We start from the raw sequence: 17,435 nt of genomic DNA on the forward strand, positions 1-17,435 counted from the left end.
GTGCGGGGCACCTTCGACGAGCACCTGGGCGATCCGGCGCCCTTCCTCGGCGACGAGTGGGCCGCCCGCGGCCGGCGCCTCTCCCTGGCCGCCGTCCTCATGGTCGCGATGGCGGCCGTCCTCGCCGTCTCCCTCGCGGCGCGGTGGATCTGATGAGCCCGGCAGCCACCGTCCTCGACATCCCGGCGGACGAGCTGCGCGCCGCAGCGGCGAACGCGCTGGCCTGCGCCGGCCAGCCGGTGGCCCTCGGCCAGGTCGTCTTCGCGGTGCGCGCCGTGATGACGCCCGAGGGCGCCGGCCCGGCCACGGTCCCCGGCGGCTGGGGCCCGGCCACGGCGCGGGCGCTCGACGAGCTGCTCCAGGAGGGCGCCGTCGAGCGACTCGCCGACGACCACTACGGCGCCCGCTGGCGCTGGATCGGAGGGCGGTCGTGAGCCGCTACCTCGCCTTCACCCGCCGGGACGCGGACCACCCCGACGGCCCGCTCGGCCACGCCGAGAGCGGCCGCCGGCTTGGTGGTCCGCGGTCGAACATGGCCGCGCTCTGCGGCGCGTCGGTCGGGCGGCTCCAGAACGCGACCTTCGACCCCGACCATCCGCGCGCCTGCCCGAAGTGCAGGCGCATCATCCGCGAGCGAGAGAGGTCGTGGTGACCCACCTCCGCGCCCTCTGCGCCTTGCGCCGCTACGGCAACCTGCGAGGCCACGAACTCCTCATCCTGCCGCGCGACGGCGGCCTGCCGCGCTGCGCCTCGTGCTGGCAGCGCGTCGACCCGGCGACGAGGCGGACGGCGTGACGGCGGTCCCGATCGTCGTCCCGCCCGACGTGCGGCGCCTCACGGGCATCCCCGACGGGCCGCTCGTGCTCGTCTCCGTCTGGGCGATGGGCGAGCGTCGCGGCCTCTGGGTCGGGCGCGCGGGCCAGTCGAGCGGCCAGCGCTGGCCGATCACCGGCGTCGCCGTCGAAACGGCGCAGGAGTGGATCGACGCGGCCCAGCGGGCGGTGCCGTGAGCTGGCCCCTGCTCCGCGAGGCCCAGCGCGACGGAACCCTCGGCCGCCGCCAGCTCGGGCGCAAGATGGTCCTCATCTTCCTCGCCCGCCGGGCGGACGATGACGGCCTCGTGAAGATCGGCAGCCGCGTGGTCGCCGACGAGACCGGCATCGATCATCGCCACGTGCGCCGGCTGCTCGACGAGCTGGCGAGCATGGGTCGCATCGACCTCGTCCGGCCCGGCTCCAACGGCCGCGGGCACGCCCACACCTGGCGCGTCCTGAGCATGGCCGAGTGGCGCGAGCGGCGCGACGGAAAAGAGGGCGTGACGCCCTCTAATGCCCGCCAGCGAAAAGAGGGCGTGGGCGCGCCGGAAAAGGGGGCTACGTCGCCCCCACTGGAACTACCCCCAGAACTTCCCCCCCCTCCCCCCCACGGCAGTTCACGCCGCCGCGCGGCCACGCCGCCGGCGCCGCCGCTGCCTGGTCTCGGGCCGGGCGAGGAGGGCCTGAGCGCACTCGGAAGGGCAGCAGGGAAGGGACCGCGGTCGGCTCGTCGCCGCGCCCGGCTGGAGCGCGAGGCGCAGGCACGCCGTGCGGCCGAGGAGGCCTCGGCGCAGCGCCTGGCCGAGCTCGAGGCGTACGAGCGACGCGCCATGACCCCCGAGGCGCTCGCCGCGAGACGTGAGCTGCGCGAGCGGTTCCTGAGTCCACGTCGAGCGGTCGGAGGGTGAGCATGGTGCAGCAGAAGGTGAGGCGGTCCGCGGCGGTGCTGGCGGCCCTGGCGGCCGTCGTTGCGCCCGGCGCCGTTGCCGCGACGGCCGCCCCGCCGGCGAGCGCGCAGGGCCTCGCCGACGACACGGCTGCCTGGGTGGGATCCGTGCTGCGGGTGCCCGCTGAGGCCAGGCCGCTCGTGGCGAACGCGCACGACGCTCCCGGAGCCGCGGCCTGGGTCCGCTGCGGCGAGCCCGTCGTCTATGCGCGCCCCTGGGTGGTGCGCGAGCTCGGCGAGATGGCCCGGGGCGACCTCTACTCATCCGAGGCGGCGCGGATCCTGCTGCACGAGACCCTCCACCGGACCGACTGCCACCGCCTGCCGACCGAGCACGACCGCGACGTCGAGGAGTGGGCGGTCGACGCCCTGGCCTACGACCTGCTGCCGGCCTGGTCGGCGCGCTTCACGGGCTGGCGGATCCGGGTCTACCCCCCGTCTGGCGGATACGCCGAGGGCGTGCGGGCGATCCGGGCGGCGTCGAGGTTCGCCACCGGGTCGCTGTCGTGGCGGGGCCGGCGCGCGCGGCTGTGGCGGCGGCAGCTGGTGCTGGCCGACGTGGCGACGCGGCGCGCGATGCTGGCCGACGCCAACCGCAGGCGCGAGTGGAGCCGCCGTTGATCTTCCCGCCCTCCCAGGCCTGGGGCATCGCCCGCGGCGAGGTCACGATGGCCCGCCGCCTGGTGCGCGCCGGCGAGGAGCGCTGCCGGTACCGCCCCGGCTGCTCGTACGCCGTCCAGCCCGGCCCCGGCGGGTCCTCGATCGGCCGCCTGGTCGTCACCCGGACCCGTCGCGAGGCGCTCGGCGCGGTCACCGTGGCCGACGCGCGGCGCGAGGGGCACGGCGGCCGCGCGCCTCTCACGGCCTTCGTCTTCGCTTGGCTGGCGCAGCACGACCGCGAGTGGCGCGACGTCCTCGACCTTGTGAGCGACGAGGAGGCGGCCGAGCGGTTCCGCGCACGCTGGGCCCGCCGCGAGGTCTGGGTGCTCGAGTTCATCCGCGACCCGGCTGTCGCGCCGCGGCTGCTGCACCGCCACTCCGAGCGCGGCTACACGGCGGCGCCGAGCGACGCCATGCCGGACGAGCCGGAGGCCGTGGACGAGTGGACCCAGGCCACGATCACGAGGGAGGCGAACATGCGGGACGAGCAGCGGGCCGAGGACCGCCGCCGCGAGGCGCGCGACCAGCTCGCGGTGGCGCTGCAGGACATCGCGTCGCGGATGCAGAACGCGCGCCTGGTCGCGGCCGCCGGCGGGCTCGACGTCGACGAGCACCTGCGCCGCGCGGACCAGCGTGTGCGCCGGGCGAGCCGGGAGCTCGGCCAGGGCGGGCGGGCGGCGTGACTGCAGTCAGGACCCTCTGCTACCTTCCGCGCAGCGTCAGCGCTGCGGTGAGCGGTCGGATCACCTGGGCGACGTGCGCTGCAGCCTTCCCCACCCCTCCGACGGGGTCGCCGTGTTGAAGGCCTGCGCTCACTGTGGACGCGGCTTCCGCCCCCGCCACGCCCGGCAGACGCGCTGCCCCGAGCACGAGCTGCGCGGGCGCGCCCACCGCTCGCCCACGACGCAGGCCCAGGACGCGGAGTACCGCCGCATGCGGGCCGAGGTCCTGGCCGACGAGCCGTTCTGCTGGGTGCCGGGCTGCGGCGCCCCCTCGACGACGGTCGACCACCTGATCCCCGTGGCAGCCGGCGGCACCCACCAGCGCAGCAACCTGCGCGGCTGCTGCGAGCACCACAACCTCGCACGCGGGTCGCGGCCGCTCGACCCCAGGGGGGTGGGTCAGATCACGGGCTCGGGTCGGGGGACGCGGTGCGACGGGGGGCTCGCCGCGAGAGAAACCGCCGGTGATGCGGCGTGTCACGCCCCCGCGCGCCGTGGCTGACCGCCATCTCACCCTCCGCGTGACGCCCGAGCTGCACGCCCGGTTGCGCGGCCGCGCCGAGCAGGACGGGCTCAGCCTCTCCGCCTGGATCCGGGCGAAGCTCAGCGCCGCGCTCGACGAGCCGGCCGCCGCCGACGACAGCGAGATCGCGGACCGGCGCGAGACGCTCGCGCTGCTCACGAGGGCGGCCCGGATGGGCGACGTCACGGCGATGAAGGCGCTCCTGGCCGCCACGGAGCCCGGCAAGCAGGCCAGCACGGCAGGCGAGGCCGCCGCGCCGCGCAGTCCGCTCGACGAGCTCGCCGCGCGCCGCCAGCGGGGCGCGTAGCCCGTGCGCGGGGTGGCGCTGGAGGACGCGCTCGCGCTCGGCCGCCTGATGGTGCTCGACACCGGCGAGCACTGGGAGCCCGAGCCCTTCCAGGTCGCCGTGATCGACGCCCTCTGCCGCGGCGTCGATCGCGTCTGGCTGGAGATCCCCGAGGGCAACGCGAAGACGACCCTTGCGGCCGCCGTCGCGATCATCCACCTGTTCTTCGTCCCCGACGCCGACGCGCCGGTCGCCGCGGCCTCGCGCGACCAGACGAACGTGCTCCTGCGCCAGGCGCTCGGCCTGGTGCGCCGCTCCCCCGGCCTGCCCGAGCGCTTCCGCTGCTTCGAGGGCTACCGGCGGATCACCTGCCCGGGGTCCGCGGGCCGGCTGCAGGTCTTCGCCGCCGACGCCGGCACCGGCGACGGCGTGATCCCCACGCTGGCGATCCTCGAGGAGCTCCACCGGCACCCGTCGCTCGAGCTCTACCGCACCTGGTCCGGGAAGCTCCTGAAGCGCCGCGGCCAGATCCTCATCATCTCGACGGCCGGCGAGCCCGGCGCCGAGTACGAGCAGGCGAAGACGGCGGCGATCGAGGAGTGCGCCCGCCAGGGCGAGGTGCACCGCGAGCCGGGCCTGACGGTGGCGACCATGCCCGGCTTCGAGATGCGCCTGCACGCGCTCGCCGCCGACGAGGACCTCGAGGACCTCGAGGCGGTGAAGCGGGCGAACCCGCTGCGGGCGATCACGATCGACTCGCTGCAGGCGAAGCGCTCCGAGCCGACCTGGAACCGCCAGCACTGGGCGCGCTTCACCTGCGGCCGGCCGGCGCGGGACAACGACTCGGCGATCGCCGAGGCCGAGTGGCTCGCGCTCGAGCGGGAGCTGATCCCGGCCGGCGAGCCGGTGGCCGTGGGGGCCGACTTCGGCTGGAAGCACGACACGACGGCCCTGGTGCCGCTCTGGACGCCGGCCCCGGATCGCCGCGTGCTCGGCGTCCCCAGGATCGTCGTGCCGCCGCGGGACGGCACGAGCACGGAGCCGGCCCGGGTGCGCGAGGCCTTCATCGCCATCCACCGCGTGAACCCGATCACGGTCGTGGCGATGGACGCCTCGGCCGGCGGCGCGCAGATCGCCGAGTGGCTGGAGGCCGAGCCCGGCACGCTCGAGGACGGCTCGCCCGACTACGAGCAGGGCCTGGGCGTCGAGGTGGTCGAGGTCCCCCCGACCAACACCGTCCAGACGAAGGTCTACGACGCCTGGATGGAGGCGGTCCGCAACCGCTGGATCCGCCACCCGTTCGACGACCAGCTCACCCAGCACGTCCTCAACGCGATCGCCAAGCCCGTCTCCCACGACCGCTACCGCTTCGACCGGCCGAACCCCTCGCGCGCCGCGAGGCACCAGGACCGTCGCGTGATCGACGCGCTGATCGCCGGCTCGTCGGTCCACTGGCAGCAGACCGCCAGCCTCGACGACAAGCCGCCGCCGCTCGACCTGTCCGCCTACCGCATCACGACCCTCTAGGAGGCCCGTGACCGTCGCCCTCGCCATCGTCGCCGCCCTCGCCGTGCTGGGTCTCGTCGTGGTGGCCCTGACGGGACGCGCGGGCCCGGCGAAGCCGCTGCGCGGACGGACGGTGGTCGTGCACACCCGCAAGCCCGACGACCGCTCCATCCGCGGCGTGCTGGTGGCAGAGCACAGGGACCGCATCACCCTGGCCGACGCGGTGTACCTCACGAAGGACCGCGAGATCGCGCTCGACGGCCTGCAGCACATCCCGGCTGACGCGGTCGCCTTCATCCAGGAGCCCTCGTGACGGTCCTGATCGACCGCGACGGCGATCCGGTCGAGCTCGCGCCCGGCCGCGGCGACCTGCGCGGCTCCTCGACCCCGCTCGAGGAGTGGTTCGGGAGCCTCGGCGCGCGCGGCGCCGTGCGCCTGGTCGGCGGCAAGACGGTCTCCTACGCGCGCCTGTTCGCCGAGCAGCCGTGGATCGGCGCCGCGGTCATGCGCATGCTGACCTGGGCGGTGCGCGTGCCGCTGAAGGCCTACCGCCGCGACGGCGACGACCGCCGGCGCCTGCGCCCGGATGACCACCCCCTCGCGGCCGCCCTGCTGACGCCGTGGGAGCGGGCCGGCCAGGCGCAGCTCGTGCAGGCGTTCCTCGGGCCCGTGCTCGTGCACGGCAACGCGGTCGTCGGCGTCGACGAGGGCCGCTCGGGCGCGCTCCGCTTCGACGCCTTCGACTGGCGGACGCTGGCGCCGATCAAGGCCGGCGCCCGCCAGATCGCCGGGTGGACGGTCCGCGAGGACGGCGACGAGCGCGAGGTCAGCGCCGACCACTCCATCCACGTGTCCTGGTGGAGCCCACTCGGGCCCACCGGCGTCTCCCCCCTGCGCCAGCTCGGCACCACCGTCCGCATCGAGGACGCCGCCCAGCGCTGGGCGCGCGCCACCTTCGAGAACGGCGCCCGCCCGCCGTCTGCGGTCCAGGCCGACAAGGAGTTCCTCGGCCTCGACCCGACGGAGCGCCAGCAGCTGCTCGCCCAGCTGCGCGCGGACCTCGACACGATCTACGCCGGGCCCGAGAACGCGGGCCGGCCCGCGCTCCTCCCGCCCGGCCTCGAGTGGAACAGCGTCGGCCACACCGCGGTGGAGGCCGAGCTGATCGACCAGCGCAAGGTGAACCGCGAGGAGGTGGCGGCGGTCTACCAGATCCCGCCGCCGATGATGGGCATCCTCGACCGGGCCACCTACTCGAACATCACCACGATGCGCGAGATGGCCTACACCGACGCGCTCGGGCCGCCCCTGGTGCTGATCGAGCAGGCCATCACGGCGCAGCTGGTGCGCAACCTGCTGCGCGAGCCGGACATCTTCGTCGAGTTCGACTTCGGCGTGGTCTTGCGGGGCGACCGGCTGAAGGAGATCCAGGCGCTGCGCGAGGGGATCGCCTCGGCGATCTACACGCCCAACGAGGCGCGCGGCGCCCTCAACATGGCCGCCTCCGACGAGGAGGGCATGGACGCCTTCTACCTGCCGACGAACAACCTCCAGCCGGTCGACCGCGACGCGGCGGACGGCGGCGAGGGCCTCGGCGACCTCTCGCTGGCGGCGCAGCGGTTCGGCCAGGCCATCCGCAACGGCGTCATGAGCCAGGAGGAGGCGCGCGGGCTCCTCGGCCTCGAGGGGCCCGCGCCGCCGAACCCGAACGACGAACCGCAGGAGGATCCGGCATGAGGCGACGCCCCGACGTGACGCTCGGCCTCGGCTCGGCCCTCCGCCTGGCCGCCGAGGTGAACCCGGCCGGCGGGCCCGACGCCGACGGGCGCTTCTCGTGCGTGGCCGCGATCTTCGACGTGCCGATCCCGCGGATCTTCTACTCGCTGGTCCTGCGGCCGGGGTGCTTCGACCGCTCCCTCGCCGAGCGCGGGCTGCCGAGCCTGCTGCACGATCACGACTGGTCCGCGGTGATCGGCACCGTGGAGCGCTGCGAGGCGGACGAGCAGCAGCTCGTGGCCGGCGCGACGCTCTTCCCCCCGGACACGGACCGGCTCCGCGAGGTGCGCCTCGCGATGACGGCCCGCAACGGCGACGGCCGCGCGCCGCTGCGCGAGTTCTCGGTCGGCTTCGACATCCGCGACGCCCGCTGGGACGTGCTCGACGACGACGAGGTGCTGGCCGTCTACGACGCCCAGCTCTGGGAGTTCTCGGTCACCCTCGCCGGCGGCATCCTCGACTCCACCGGTTTCCTGCGCGCCGAGGCGCGCGACGACGAGCTGCTGGCCCGCTTCCCCCGGGAGGCTCGGCCCGGCGACAAGTCCGCGGACCTGTCCGCGGCCGCCCGCCGCAAGCGGGCGCTGGCGCGAGCGCACCTGCTCTAGCCGCCCCACCCCGACATAGGAGACACCTCCCATGACGCTCCGTGAGCGACTGCGGCGGGCCGAGCAGCGCCTCGCCTCCCTCCGCGACCAGCGCGCGACCGCGCGCGAGGCGCTGGCGACCGCCCGCCAGGCCTTCGAGGCCGCCGGCGAGGACGCCGGCACCGACCACCCCACCTTCCTGACCGCCCAGGAGGCCTCCGAGGAGCTCGACCGCATCTCCGGCGAGCTCGAGGCGGCCGAGCGCGAGCAGGTCGCCCTGCTGCGCCTGGCGGCCTCCGAGCAGGACGGCGACGGTCCCGGCGCCGGCGACGGCTCCGACCGCATCGAGGACGTCGAGCGCTACAGCCGCGAGGGCCTGCGCGGCCACGCGAACGTGATCCTGCGCCGCGCCGGCGAGGTCGCCCGCGGCGAGGCCGCGCAGCGCCTGGCGGCGATCGCGCACGGCCGCACCCCGATCGGGCGAACCTCGCTCGGGCCGGCCGGCACGCGCGAGGAGCTCGCCGCCGAGCTCGACCGGGCCGACCTGGCCGGGCTCATGCAGCCGGACCGGCGGGGGCTCATCGAGCCGACGCTGCGCCCGCTGACGTTCCTGGACTTCCTGCCGTTCGCGGGCACGGACTCGAACATGGTCCAGTACGTCCGCGCGACGACGCTGCCCTCCGACGGCGCCGCGGTGGCGCCGACGGCCGAGGGCGCGCTGAAGCCGGAGATGAACCCCCTCGTCTTCGAGGACGAGGACGCCCCGATCCGCACGATCGCGGCGTGGACCAAGCAGAAGAAGCAGGTGCTGGCCGACGCCCCGTTCCTCGAGGGGCTGCTGCGCACGCTGCTGGTCTACGAGGTGCGGCGCTCGCTGCTCGGCCAGCTCATCGCCGGCGACGGAACCGGCGAGAACGTCCTCGGCCTGCTCAACTTCCCCGACGTCCTGACCTACGCCCGCGGGACGGTGGACGCCGGCGAGAACATCGCCGACGCGGTCCTGCAGGGCATCGTCGAGGTCCAGGACCACGACCGCGAGCCCGAGGTCGTGCTGCTCAACCCGCGCGACATCGCCCGCATCCGGCTGATGCGCGACGACTCGGGCGCCACGGCCGGCACCGGCGGCTACCTGTTCGGCCCACCGAGCCAGCAGGGCGCGGCGACGATCTGGGGCTACCCGATGGTCGCCGAGCGCTCCCTGCCGGTCGGCACTGCCCTCGTGGCCGACCCCGCCGGCGCCCTCGGCCTGCTGCGCTCGGGCGTCGAGGTCCTGGTGAGCGACTCCGACCAGGACGACTTCATCCGCAACCGGATCACGCTCCTCGCGGAGCTCCGGGCCGGCCTCGCGGTCCTGCGCCCGGACGCCTTCTGCAAGGTCACGATCACGGAGCCGGTGGCGCCGTGAGCGAGTCCATCCGCGTCCGCAACCCCCACGGGGTTCCGGTCGAGGTCCCCGGCGTCGGCGTCCTGAACGCCGGCGCCGAGACCTCGGCACCGCGCAGCGCCCGCCTGCGCCGCGCGCTCGAGCACGGCCGCCTCGAAGTGGTCGGCGAGGCGCCGGAGACGACGCGCGCGGAGGGCGGCGAGGAGGCCTCCGGCAAGTCCTCGCGCTCCCGGCGCTCGGCCCGCAGGGGCCAGACGGCCTAGGTGCCGTACGTCGTCGGCCAGCCGGTCGTCGCCATGCTGACGGCCCCTCCCGGGGTCGCCGGCCTGGGGGCGCGCATCGAGGTCCCGGTCACCCGGGCCATCGTGAGCGCCTGGGCGCCGGCCGTGCTGGCGGACGGCGTGTGGACGGTGACGCTGGACGCGCCGCCGTCCGTGGGCGACTACCTGCTCGTCTGGCGCACGCCGGACCCCGAGCCGCCCGCCTACGAGGCCTTCGTGCCGCTGTCGGTGGTCGTCGAGCTCCCCGCGGGCGCTGCCCCCGGCGACGCGTCCGCCTGGGCGCCGAGCCTGGACGACGTCGCCGCCGCCACGCCCGCCTACACGCGCGGCGGCTTCGACGACGACGAGGAGCAGGCCGGCGCCGAGCAGGGCACCTTCACCGACGACACATCCCCCACCGCGACCCACGTCCGCGGCCTCATCGCCGCCGCCTGCGCCGAGGTGGCCGGCAGGGTCGGCGCGCCGATCCCCGAGCGCCTCCACCACCTCGCCCGCCAGACCGCCGTGCTGCACGTCGCGATCGCCATCAGCACCGGCAAGCTGCCCGCCCAGACCGACGACGCGGCCGGCGAGGTCCGATCCCACACGGCCCGCTACCTCGCGGCGCTCGAGGAGCTGACCCGCCAGGCCCGCATGGGCCCCGTCCGGCTCGTCTGATGGCCCGCGCCTCGATCCGCATCGAGGGCCTGCGCGACGCCATGCAGCGCATCGACGAGGTGGGCGAGCGGGCGCGCCGGCCGGAGCCCGCCCTGCGCGCGCCGGAGACGAAGTTCGACCTGCAGCTGTCCGAGCGCCGCCGGTTCTCGCACGCCCGGGGCTGGAAGCGGATCACCCCGGAGTGGGCCGCCGAGAAGCGGCGCCGGGGCCTCGACCCGCGCGTCATGCGCGCCACCGGTCGGCTCGAGTCGGTGCTGACCAACGCCGACGCGGGCGACATCCGCTTCGACGCCTACAACGCCGTGCTGCGCTGGGGCCTCAAGTGGCGCTCGACCGCCTACTACGCCGCCGCCCAGGCCAAGCGGGGCCGGCGCGCCGTCGTGATCGACCGCCAGGCGCGCGCGGCGATCACCGAGCGCGTGCAGCGCTACATCGCGGGCGAGTGGTCGTGAGCGACCCGACGCTGATCGCCCCCTGCGACGTCGAGGATCTGCTCATCGAGGTCATCCTCCGCCGCCACCCGGAGCACCTGGCCGCCCAGGAGCGCCGCCGCGGCCTGAAGCCGGAGACCCTCGAGCGCCTGAAGGCGGTGCGGCACCTCGCCGCCCAGGAGGCATTCCAGTCCGGCGACACGATGCCGGCCTGCCTGGTGGGCAGCCTCGGCACGGCGGCCGCGCCCGCGCGCAACGAGGACGACGCCATCGACGTGACGCTGCGCGTGGCCCTCGAGGTCGCGGTCATGGGCCGGAGCCGCCGCGACACGCTGCGCCGGCGCGACATCACCGCATGGACCGTCATCGAGTGCGTCCTCCAGCGCACCCCCCGCCTCGGGATCGTCTCGGCCATCCAGCTCGTGGACGTCGAGACGGTGGAGTTCGCGCAGGCCCAGAGCATGCGCGGCCACGCCCGCGCGAGCTTCGAGGTCACCGTCCCCTCCGCCGCCTCCATGGCCGGCCTGCCCGCCGACGACGCGCTGTGGACGCCGGGCTCACCGGGCGGTCCACCGCCCGACGGAGAGCCCTACGCGCCGCCCGTGCCGCTGCCGCCGGTGACCGCCATCGACGCCGAGATCCTCAGGGAGGGCATCGCCCCGTGACCTTCGCAGCCGAGTTCCATTGCGTCCGCGCCGACCGGCCGGATGAGGGCCCGGGCAACGTCCGCCTCCTCCTCGCCACCGATGCCGAAGGCCCGCCCGAGCTGCGCCCCAGCGGACGCCTCGACCTCGTCCTGCCCCCCGAGCAGCTGGCCGCCTTCGAGGACGGCCGCGTCTACACCGTCCGCTTTGAGCCGGCCGAGGAGCGACCGTGAGCCTCCGCATCGCCAACATCACCCGCCGCCGCATCGCCGTCCCCGGCGTCGGCGTGCTCGGGCCCGGCGCAGAGGCCGAGGCCGCGCCCTCGCCCGCCATCGACGCCCTCCACGCGGCGGGCGCCCTCCACCTCATCGAGCCCCCCGCGGCGCCCGACCCGGCCGCCGACGACGACCACGAGGAGCACACATGAGCCCCGTGACGATCGGCACCTCCATCGAGATCGTCGACGAGCTGCCCCCGGTGGTGGCGCCGACGGCGACCGACGGTGCCTTTCTCATCCACTCCGGCGCCACCGGCGTCGAGACGTTCCGCACCGCCCCCGACGTCGCCGACGCCCTCCCCGGCGAGGCCGACATCGCGGCCATGGCGGACGCCTACTTCAACGAGGGCGGCGCCCGGCTGACGCTGGTCCCGCTGGTCGACAACGCGGGCACGCCCGACGTGGCCGCCACGCTCGAGCAGGTGCCCGCCGACCTCGGCCCCGGCCAGGTGGTCGCCCCGGAGGTCGTGACGGGCCCCGAGATGGCGCAGATCGCCGCCTGGGCCTACGAGACGAACCGCGTCTACATCGCCGACGGCCCCGACGCCGCCGACGACGCCTCGCTCATCACGCTGGCGACGGCGCTGCGCGGCTCGGCCGGGGCCCGCTTCGCCTCGATGGAGGCCGACACCCTCATCATCCCGGGGATCGCCTCCGGCACGACCCGCGAGGTGCCGGCCTCGATCGTCAAGGCCGCCCTCATCGCCCGCTCGGACCTCGCCACGGGCAACCCGAACGTCGCCGCGGCCGGCATCACCAACGCCCGCTGCCGGTACGTCATCGGCATCGACGCCGCCCGCTCGGAGAGCGAGCGCAACACGCTCGCCGAGGCCGGCGTCAACGCCTTCCGCACCATCTACGGCCAGGCGGTGGTCCCCTACGGCTTCCGCACGGTCGCCGACCCGGACACCCTGCCGCTGTGGTGGGACCTGTCCGGCTCGCGCGTGGTCATGGCCGTGCGCGCCCGCGAAGCCGAGGTCAACGAGGCCCACCTGTTCGGCCAGGTGGACGGCTCCGGGGCCTTCCTCGTGAGCTACGAGACCAGCCTGGCGCGCGTCCTGAAGGAGCTGCAGTCCGCGGGCGCCCTGTTCGCCACGTCGCCCTCGGACCCCGGCTACAGCGTCTCGGCCGGCTGGGAGCTGAACCCGCGCGAGGAGATCGCCCAGGGACGCGTCCGCGCGCGCATCACGCTGCGCATCTCGCCCTTCGCGGAGAACATCGTGCTCAACATCATCCGGCGCAGCGTCGCCGAGGAGGTGTGATCCATGCCGCCGAGCAAGCGCAGCAACTGGCTCGTCGCCCTGAAGGTCCAGGACCCGGACACGGCGGTCTGGGTCGACATGGGCAAGTGGGCGGTCCTCGAGGGCGGCGGGGTGACCTCGGACGAGGCGCTCTACCACGACTGGGACGGCCCCCAGCAGCTCGGGGGCGTGCGCTCCCGGGAGGACGCCACGGTCCGCCGCCTCTACGGCCGCCACGCCAACGAGGTCTACTCGCAGCTGGACTCCTGGGTGGGCCGCGCTCGCGTCGAGCTCGCACGCGCCGCCACGGGCGACACGGGCGCGACCGTCGGTGAGACCATCCGCTACACGGGCGTCCTCGCCGGAGCGAGCCTGTCCGACGTCGAGAAGGGCTCCTCGGACGGCGCCGAGCTCGAGCTCGTGATGCAGCTCGACGCGAACCTCGCGTGACCGAGCAGCCCTCCGCCGCCGCCGCCCGCCTGCAGGTCCTCGCCGCCGACGTGGAGCTCGAGCAGTCCACGGTGCAGGTGCCCTCCGCCCAGGTGCCGCCGCCGGTCGACGCCGAGGCGATCGCCGACGCCTCGGGCGGGCTCGCGGACCGCATGCGGGCGCGGCTCAACAAGATCACCGCCCAGACGCACCACGACTTCGCCGTCCCCGGCTGGGACGGCGATCTCGTCGTGCGCGTGCACTACCTCGACCCCGAGACCTGGCGCCGGCTCGGCCGCGGCACGACCGACGCCGAGCTGATCGTCGCCTCCACCGATGCCCTCCTGCTGCGCGGCGACGCAGGCGCGCTCGAGGCGATCGAGGGCGCCTGGGGGCCGACGCTGGCCGGCGTCCTCGGCATGCCCGCCGACACCCCCGCCACGCGCCTGGTCGCCGCCGTCATGGCCGACCGCGGCCCCTGGATCACCGCCCTCGCCTTCGACGTCCTCAGCTGGCAGCAGGGCCGGCGGCCGAAGATCGAGGAGGCCCTGGGGGAATAGCGGCGGCGGCGCCGGAGCTGGGGGCCTGCGTCAACGCGGTGCGCCTCCACATGGACTGGCGCCCGCTCGTGGGCCTCACGCCGGACGATGCAGGGTCGGCGGTCGAGCGGGTGCTGGCGTTCGCCGTGACGGCCGCGGCCGTCGAGGCCCACAACCGCGACGTGAAGGGGCGCTAGTTGGCAGACGAGTCACAGGTGCTGGTCCGGATGCGCCTGCTCGGCGCCGCCGCGATGGCCCGCGACGTCAAGGGCACCTCGCGGGCCCTCGGCGACATGGAGCGCCGCGGTCGCAGCACCGGGCGCTCGCTGTCGGGCATGGAGCGCGCCTCGGCCATGGCCTCGGCCGGCTTCGCGCGCTTCGAGTCGGGCATGGGCGCGGTCGCCGGCGGCCTGTCGAGCGTCGAGGCGGGCGCGCGCCGGGTGATCTCGGTGACGACCGTGATGGCCTCCGCCATCGGCGGCGCGCTGGCCTTCACCGGCTCCCGCTACAACGCGATGCAGGACCAGCAGCGGATCGCCTTCACCGCCATGACTCGCTCGGCCGAGGAGGCCGAGGAGATCATCAAGCGGATCGGCGCCCTGGCGGACGCCTCGCCGACGCTCGACCCCGGCAACGTCGGCCAGGGCGTGCAGCGGATGATGGCCTACGGCCTCTCCGTCGAGCAGTCCTTCGAGGCGGTCGAGCGGATCGGCGACATGGCGCCGGTGGCCGGCAAGGCGATCGAGGAGGCGATGGGCCAGGCCTCGCTCGCCTTCGGCCAGATCCAGTCGAAGGGGAAGCTCTCCGCCGAGGAGCTGAACCAGCTCGCCGAGTCGGTCGCCGTCGGGCGCGCCGCCGTGGCCAAGGAACTCGGCATGACGGGCGAGGAGTTCGAGGAGGCCATGCGCGCCGGCGAGATCAAGGCCGCCGAGGGTCTCGAGGCGATCTTCGCGGCCATGGAGAAGCGCTCCGGCGGCGCGGCGGCGCAGATGGCGGAGGCGACGGCCGGCGAGATGGACCGCCTGATGGAGGTCCTGTCCAGCGGCGCCGGCAAGCTCACCCGTCCCTTCTACGACGCCGTGGGTGACTTCGCCGGGTTCCTCGCCGAGCGCATGGGGCAGGTGGACCTCGAGGCGGTCGGACAGGGCGTCTTCGACACGATCGCCGGCTTCGGCCGCACGATCGCCGACCTCGCCTCGCGGATCGACTGGGACGCCGTCATGGGCGGCGCTCGCGCGGCCCTCGACTGGATCGCCGGCGCGGCGCCCGGCGTGATGTCCGCCGTCGGCGGCTTCCTCGAGCGCGTGCCGGACATCGCCCGCGGCGTGGTCGACGTCGTCGGCCAGGTGGTCGACGCCCTGCGCCCCGCGATGCCCTTCGTCCAGAACGTCGTGCTGCCGCTGCTGAAGGGCATCGCCATCGGCGTGATCGGCGGCGTGGTGGCTGCCTTCAAGCTCGCCGTGCCGGTCATCAAGGTGATCGCGACCGCGCTCGGCTGGATCGGCGAGGCCGCCAAGCCGCTGCGGCCCGTGATCGAGACGGTCGGCAAGGTGATCGGCTTCCTCTTCGGCCCCGCCATCCTCGGCGGCATCGCGCGGCTCGCCCTCATGTTCACGAAGGCCGGCGGCGTCGTGGGCAAGGTCGGCTCCATCGTGGCGACCGCCGCCAAGGTGGCCGCGCTCCCGATGCGCGTGCTGGACCGGGTGCTGCGCGGCGTGCTCCGCGTCTTCGGCCTACTCGGCCGCGGCGTGATGCGCGCGGCCCGCCTCTTCGATGAGGCGCTCGCCTTCGTCCGCCGCTACGTCGGCTTCATGTCGGGCCTGCCCGGCCGCATCGGCCGCATCGTCGTCAACATGGTCGGCCGCTTCGTCTCGGGCCTCGCCCGCCTGCCCGGTGCGGCCATGCGGGCGGGCCGGTCCGTCGTCACCGCGATCGGCCGCTTCCTCGGCTCGCTGCCGTCGCGCATGTGGACGTGGATGAGCGGGGCCGCCCGCGAGCTCTCCGGGGGCCGCGTGCTCGCCGCCCTGGGCAACGCGGCCAAGCGGATCGGCAAGGCGATCGTCGACGGCATCGTGGGCTTCATCAAGGGCGCCCCGGGGGCGATCGCGTCAGCCATCGGGAGCGTCCTCCCGGGCCCGCTGCGCGGCCTCTTCGGCGGCGCGCCCGACGCCGCGGCCCGCACCGCGGCGGCCGCCCTGTCGAGCGGCGGCGGCATGATGCCCGGCGCGAACGCCTCCGGCGGGCTCGTGCCGCGCGGCGGGTGGTCCTGGGTGGGCGAGCGGGGTCCGGAGCTGGCCCGCTTCCCGGCCGGGGCCCGCATCTACCCTGCCGGCCAGAGCGAGCGGATGGCCGCCGCCGGCCAGCGCATGGCCTCGCGCGCCGAGCAGCTCTACGCGACGCTGCTCGTCAACCTGGACGGCCGCGAGCTGCACCGCGGCGTGCACCGCGTCGAGCGGGCGAAGGTCGAGTTCGCGTGAGCGCTCGTGACCGCGGCCTCGCGGGCCGGGTGATGCTGAAGGCGGCCGAGGGCCCGCTCGCCAGCCGGCCCGGCATCGTGCTGCTGCTGACCTCGCCTCCCGACTTCTCGGGCGGCGCCGGCGGCTGGGAGGCGATGGACCGCCCGCGGCGGCGACCCGCCCGCTGGTGGCGCGGCGGCGTCGAGCGCACGCAGTCGATCGCCGGCCTGCTCGACCCGCTCGGCCTGAACCGCCGCTTCGAGGATGGATCGACGGTCACGGGCACCGTCGAGGCGGCGCTCGATCACCTCGAGCGGCTCGGCGTCACGCCGGGCGGCGCCGACCACCCGACGCCCGTGCGTCTGCACGGCGACCTCTCGGACCCCTACAGCCGTCGCGGCGGCCTCTGGGTGGTCCAGGGCCTGTCGCTCGGCGATCGCGTCTACGCGCCCGACGGCACGCTGCGCCGCCAGGCGGTGACCGTGGAGCTGGTCGACTACGAGGAGGCGCCCAGCATCCGGCCCGTCACGGTGCGGCGCACGCGAGCGAACGTCAACAAGCCGCGCACGCGCCGCGTCACGACGCGCAAGGGCGACACGCTGCGCCTGATCGCGGTCCGCGAGCTCGGCTTCGCGGGCGGCTGGCAGCGCATCCGCGACTGGAATCCGAAGCAGCTGAAGGGCACCCGGCCGGTCGGCCCCGATGACCCGCTGCGCGCCGGCGTGCGCCTGGTGCTGAAGTGACGACGCCCGCCCAGCGCGCCCGCATCCGCGCCCGCCAGGGCGCCGCGATGGCCGCGCCGCCCCCGCGCATCACGCCGCGCCGCGGCAGTGTCGAGAGCCTGACGCTGACCGCCCAGGGCCGCCGCTGGCCGGTCGGCGCGGCGATCGACGGCGACACGGCGTGGGAGATGACCACCGAGGGCGCCGCCACCGTGACCCTGCCGGTGCGGTCCCCCAACGACTCGCTGCTGCGCGTGCTCACCGACGAGGCGCTCATCCAGCGCGACGGGATCACCGTGGAGGTGGACGGGGTCAGCTACGCGCTGGCCTCGGTGTCCTCGGACGGCACCGGCCTCTACACGCTGACCTTCGAGGACCAGGTCGCCTGGCGCCTGCGGCAGTTCACGAAGTTCCTCGCCGCCACCCGCGCCACGACGACCCGCGCGGGCTTCGTGCGCCGCCTCGTCGCCGAGGCCTCGGCGCCGCCGCGCGAGCGCATGCGCTGGTTCATCCCCGAGCTGCGCGACGTGCAGCCGGTCGCCCGGGGGGGCTAGGT

General features: G+C 75.3%; 28 protein-coding genes. All 28 read left to right on the forward strand.

Annotation, left to right across the window (positions count from 1 at the left end; all coding sequences use genetic code 11):
* Complete coding sequence (locus tag ITJ85_RS11335) at positions 1-153, forward strand: hypothetical protein (protein ID WP_217913214.1); 153 nt, start codon at positions 1-3, stop codon at positions 151-153.
* Entirely contained in the window at positions 153-434 is a 282-nt protein-coding gene (locus ITJ85_RS11340; RefSeq protein WP_217913215.1) for a hypothetical protein, read from the forward strand. The genes ITJ85_RS11335 and ITJ85_RS11340 overlap by 1 nt, the downstream gene beginning before the upstream one ends.
* On the forward strand, positions 431-652 hold the full coding sequence (locus tag ITJ85_RS11345; protein ID WP_217913216.1) for a hypothetical protein: 222 nt from the start codon (positions 431-433) through the stop codon (positions 650-652). Before ITJ85_RS11340 ends, ITJ85_RS11345 begins: the two co-directional genes overlap by 4 nt.
* Positions 649-795: a hypothetical protein gene (locus ITJ85_RS11350; RefSeq protein ID WP_217913217.1), complete on the forward strand. Its 147-nt coding sequence runs from the start codon at positions 649-651 to the stop codon at positions 793-795. The genes ITJ85_RS11345 and ITJ85_RS11350 overlap by 4 nt, the downstream gene beginning before the upstream one ends.
* Positions 792-1,010, forward strand: a complete 219-nt coding sequence (locus tag ITJ85_RS11355; RefSeq protein WP_217913218.1) for a hypothetical protein — start codon at positions 792-794, stop codon at positions 1,008-1,010. Before ITJ85_RS11350 ends, ITJ85_RS11355 begins: the two co-directional genes overlap by 4 nt.
* Positions 1,007-1,723: a hypothetical protein gene (locus ITJ85_RS11360; RefSeq protein ID WP_217913219.1), complete on the forward strand. Its 717-nt coding sequence runs from the start codon at positions 1,007-1,009 to the stop codon at positions 1,721-1,723. Before ITJ85_RS11355 ends, ITJ85_RS11360 begins: the two co-directional genes overlap by 4 nt.
* 17 nt (positions 1,724-1,740) lie before the next feature.
* The gene (locus ITJ85_RS11365; RefSeq protein ID WP_217913220.1) at positions 1,741-2,382 is read left to right on the forward strand and encodes a hypothetical protein; all 642 of its coding nucleotides are present in this window, start codon (positions 1,741-1,743) and stop codon (positions 2,380-2,382) included.
* Positions 2,379-3,104 (forward strand): hypothetical protein, encoded by a 726-nt coding sequence (locus ITJ85_RS11370; RefSeq protein ID WP_217913221.1) that lies wholly within the window; start codon positions 2,379-2,381, stop codon positions 3,102-3,104. The genes ITJ85_RS11365 and ITJ85_RS11370 overlap by 4 nt, the downstream gene beginning before the upstream one ends.
* Before the next feature lie 112 nt (positions 3,105-3,216).
* The gene (locus tag ITJ85_RS11375; RefSeq protein WP_217913222.1) at positions 3,217-3,645 is read left to right on the forward strand and encodes an HNH endonuclease signature motif containing protein; all 429 of its coding nucleotides are present in this window, start codon (positions 3,217-3,219) and stop codon (positions 3,643-3,645) included.
* Positions 3,638-3,973, forward strand: a complete 336-nt coding sequence (locus tag ITJ85_RS11380; RefSeq protein ID WP_217913223.1) for a plasmid mobilization protein — start codon at positions 3,638-3,640, stop codon at positions 3,971-3,973. Before ITJ85_RS11375 ends, ITJ85_RS11380 begins: the two co-directional genes overlap by 8 nt.
* Before the next feature lie 12 nt (positions 3,974-3,985).
* On the forward strand, positions 3,986-5,479 hold the full coding sequence (locus ITJ85_RS11385) for a terminase large subunit domain-containing protein (RefSeq protein WP_217913224.1): 1,494 nt from the start codon (positions 3,986-3,988) through the stop codon (positions 5,477-5,479).
* Between the two features lie 7 nt (positions 5,480-5,486).
* Positions 5,487-5,771, forward strand: a complete 285-nt coding sequence (locus tag ITJ85_RS11390; RefSeq protein ID WP_217913225.1) for a hypothetical protein — start codon at positions 5,487-5,489, stop codon at positions 5,769-5,771.
* Positions 5,768-7,195, forward strand: a complete 1,428-nt coding sequence (locus tag ITJ85_RS11395; protein WP_217913226.1) for a phage portal protein — start codon at positions 5,768-5,770, stop codon at positions 7,193-7,195. The genes ITJ85_RS11390 and ITJ85_RS11395 overlap by 4 nt, the downstream gene beginning before the upstream one ends.
* Complete coding sequence (locus tag ITJ85_RS11400; protein ID WP_217913227.1) at positions 7,192-7,839, forward strand: HK97 family phage prohead protease; 648 nt, start codon at positions 7,192-7,194, stop codon at positions 7,837-7,839. The genes ITJ85_RS11395 and ITJ85_RS11400 overlap by 4 nt, the downstream gene beginning before the upstream one ends.
* Positions 7,840-7,870: 31 nt before the next feature.
* Positions 7,871-9,223, forward strand: coding sequence for a phage major capsid protein (locus tag ITJ85_RS11405; RefSeq protein ID WP_217913228.1), 1,353 nt, complete (start codon positions 7,871-7,873; stop codon positions 9,221-9,223).
* A complete protein-coding gene (locus tag ITJ85_RS11410; protein WP_217913229.1) occupies positions 9,220-9,465 on the forward strand; it encodes a hypothetical protein in 246 nt (81 codons plus the stop codon). Before ITJ85_RS11405 ends, ITJ85_RS11410 begins: the two co-directional genes overlap by 4 nt.
* Positions 9,466-10,140 carry a hypothetical protein gene (locus ITJ85_RS11415; RefSeq protein ID WP_217913230.1) on the forward strand — a complete coding sequence of 225 codons (675 nt, stop codon included), beginning with the start codon at positions 9,466-9,468 and terminating at the stop codon, positions 10,138-10,140. It abuts the gene before it with no gap.
* Entirely contained in the window at positions 10,140-10,592 is a 453-nt protein-coding gene (locus ITJ85_RS11420; protein WP_217913231.1) for a hypothetical protein, read from the forward strand. The genes ITJ85_RS11415 and ITJ85_RS11420 overlap by 1 nt, the downstream gene beginning before the upstream one ends.
* On the forward strand, positions 10,589-11,236 hold the full coding sequence (locus ITJ85_RS11425) for a hypothetical protein (RefSeq protein WP_217913232.1): 648 nt from the start codon (positions 10,589-10,591) through the stop codon (positions 11,234-11,236). The genes ITJ85_RS11420 and ITJ85_RS11425 overlap by 4 nt, the downstream gene beginning before the upstream one ends.
* On the forward strand, positions 11,233-11,448 hold the full coding sequence (locus ITJ85_RS11430) for a hypothetical protein (RefSeq protein ID WP_217913233.1): 216 nt from the start codon (positions 11,233-11,235) through the stop codon (positions 11,446-11,448). The genes ITJ85_RS11425 and ITJ85_RS11430 overlap by 4 nt, the downstream gene beginning before the upstream one ends.
* Entirely contained in the window at positions 11,445-11,642 is a 198-nt protein-coding gene (locus ITJ85_RS11435; protein WP_217913234.1) for a hypothetical protein, read from the forward strand. Before ITJ85_RS11430 ends, ITJ85_RS11435 begins: the two co-directional genes overlap by 4 nt.
* Complete coding sequence (locus ITJ85_RS11440; RefSeq protein WP_217913235.1) at positions 11,639-12,754, forward strand: hypothetical protein; 1,116 nt, start codon at positions 11,639-11,641, stop codon at positions 12,752-12,754. Before ITJ85_RS11435 ends, ITJ85_RS11440 begins: the two co-directional genes overlap by 4 nt.
* Before the next feature lie 3 nt (positions 12,755-12,757).
* On the forward strand, positions 12,758-13,183 hold the full coding sequence (locus ITJ85_RS11445) for a hypothetical protein (RefSeq protein WP_217913236.1): 426 nt from the start codon (positions 12,758-12,760) through the stop codon (positions 13,181-13,183).
* Positions 13,180-13,722, forward strand: coding sequence for a hypothetical protein (locus ITJ85_RS11450; protein ID WP_217913237.1), 543 nt, complete (start codon positions 13,180-13,182; stop codon positions 13,720-13,722). Before ITJ85_RS11445 ends, ITJ85_RS11450 begins: the two co-directional genes overlap by 4 nt.
* A gap of 50 nt (positions 13,723-13,772) precedes the next feature.
* Complete coding sequence (locus tag ITJ85_RS17415) at positions 13,773-13,898, forward strand: hypothetical protein (protein ID WP_281412191.1); 126 nt, start codon at positions 13,773-13,775, stop codon at positions 13,896-13,898.
* Positions 13,899-16,178 (forward strand): tape measure protein, encoded by a 2,280-nt coding sequence (locus tag ITJ85_RS11455; protein WP_217913238.1) that lies wholly within the window; start codon positions 13,899-13,901, stop codon positions 16,176-16,178.
* Positions 16,175-16,900, forward strand: coding sequence for a LysM peptidoglycan-binding domain-containing protein (locus ITJ85_RS11460; RefSeq protein ID WP_217913239.1), 726 nt, complete (start codon positions 16,175-16,177; stop codon positions 16,898-16,900). The genes ITJ85_RS11455 and ITJ85_RS11460 overlap by 4 nt, the downstream gene beginning before the upstream one ends.
* On the forward strand, positions 16,897-17,433 hold the full coding sequence (locus tag ITJ85_RS11465; RefSeq protein WP_217913240.1) for a hypothetical protein: 537 nt from the start codon (positions 16,897-16,899) through the stop codon (positions 17,431-17,433). Before ITJ85_RS11460 ends, ITJ85_RS11465 begins: the two co-directional genes overlap by 4 nt.
* Positions 17,434-17,435 lie beyond the last annotated feature (2 nt).

The sequence above is a fragment of the Miltoncostaea marina genome (assembly GCF_018141525.1).
Lineage (GTDB): Bacteria > Actinomycetota > Thermoleophilia > Miltoncostaeales > Miltoncostaeaceae > Miltoncostaea > Miltoncostaea marina.

What these genes read in the sequence shown, in the direction of transcription:
- ITJ85_RS11440 (WP_217913235.1), top strand. Translation starts at nt 11,639, where the DNA reads ATGAGCCCCGTGACGATCGGCACCTCCATCGAGATCGTCGACGAGCTG.
- ITJ85_RS11405 (WP_217913228.1), top strand. Translation starts at nt 7,871, where the DNA reads ATGACGCTCCGTGAGCGACTGCGGCGGGCCGAGCAGCGCCTCGCCTCC.
- ITJ85_RS11400 (WP_217913227.1), top strand. Translation starts at nt 7,192, where the DNA reads ATGAGGCGACGCCCCGACGTGACGCTCGGCCTCGGCTCGGCCCTCCGC.
- ITJ85_RS11340 (WP_217913215.1), top strand. Translation starts at nt 153, where the DNA reads ATGAGCCCGGCAGCCACCGTCCTCGACATCCCGGCGGACGAGCTGCGC.
- ITJ85_RS11445 (WP_217913236.1), top strand. Translation starts at nt 12,758, where the DNA reads ATGCCGCCGAGCAAGCGCAGCAACTGGCTCGTCGCCCTGAAGGTCCAG.
- ITJ85_RS17415 (WP_281412191.1), top strand. Translation starts at nt 13,773, where the DNA reads ATGGACTGGCGCCCGCTCGTGGGCCTCACGCCGGACGATGCAGGGTCG.
- ITJ85_RS11420 (WP_217913231.1), top strand. Translation starts at nt 10,140, where the DNA reads ATGGCCCGCGCCTCGATCCGCATCGAGGGCCTGCGCGACGCCATGCAG.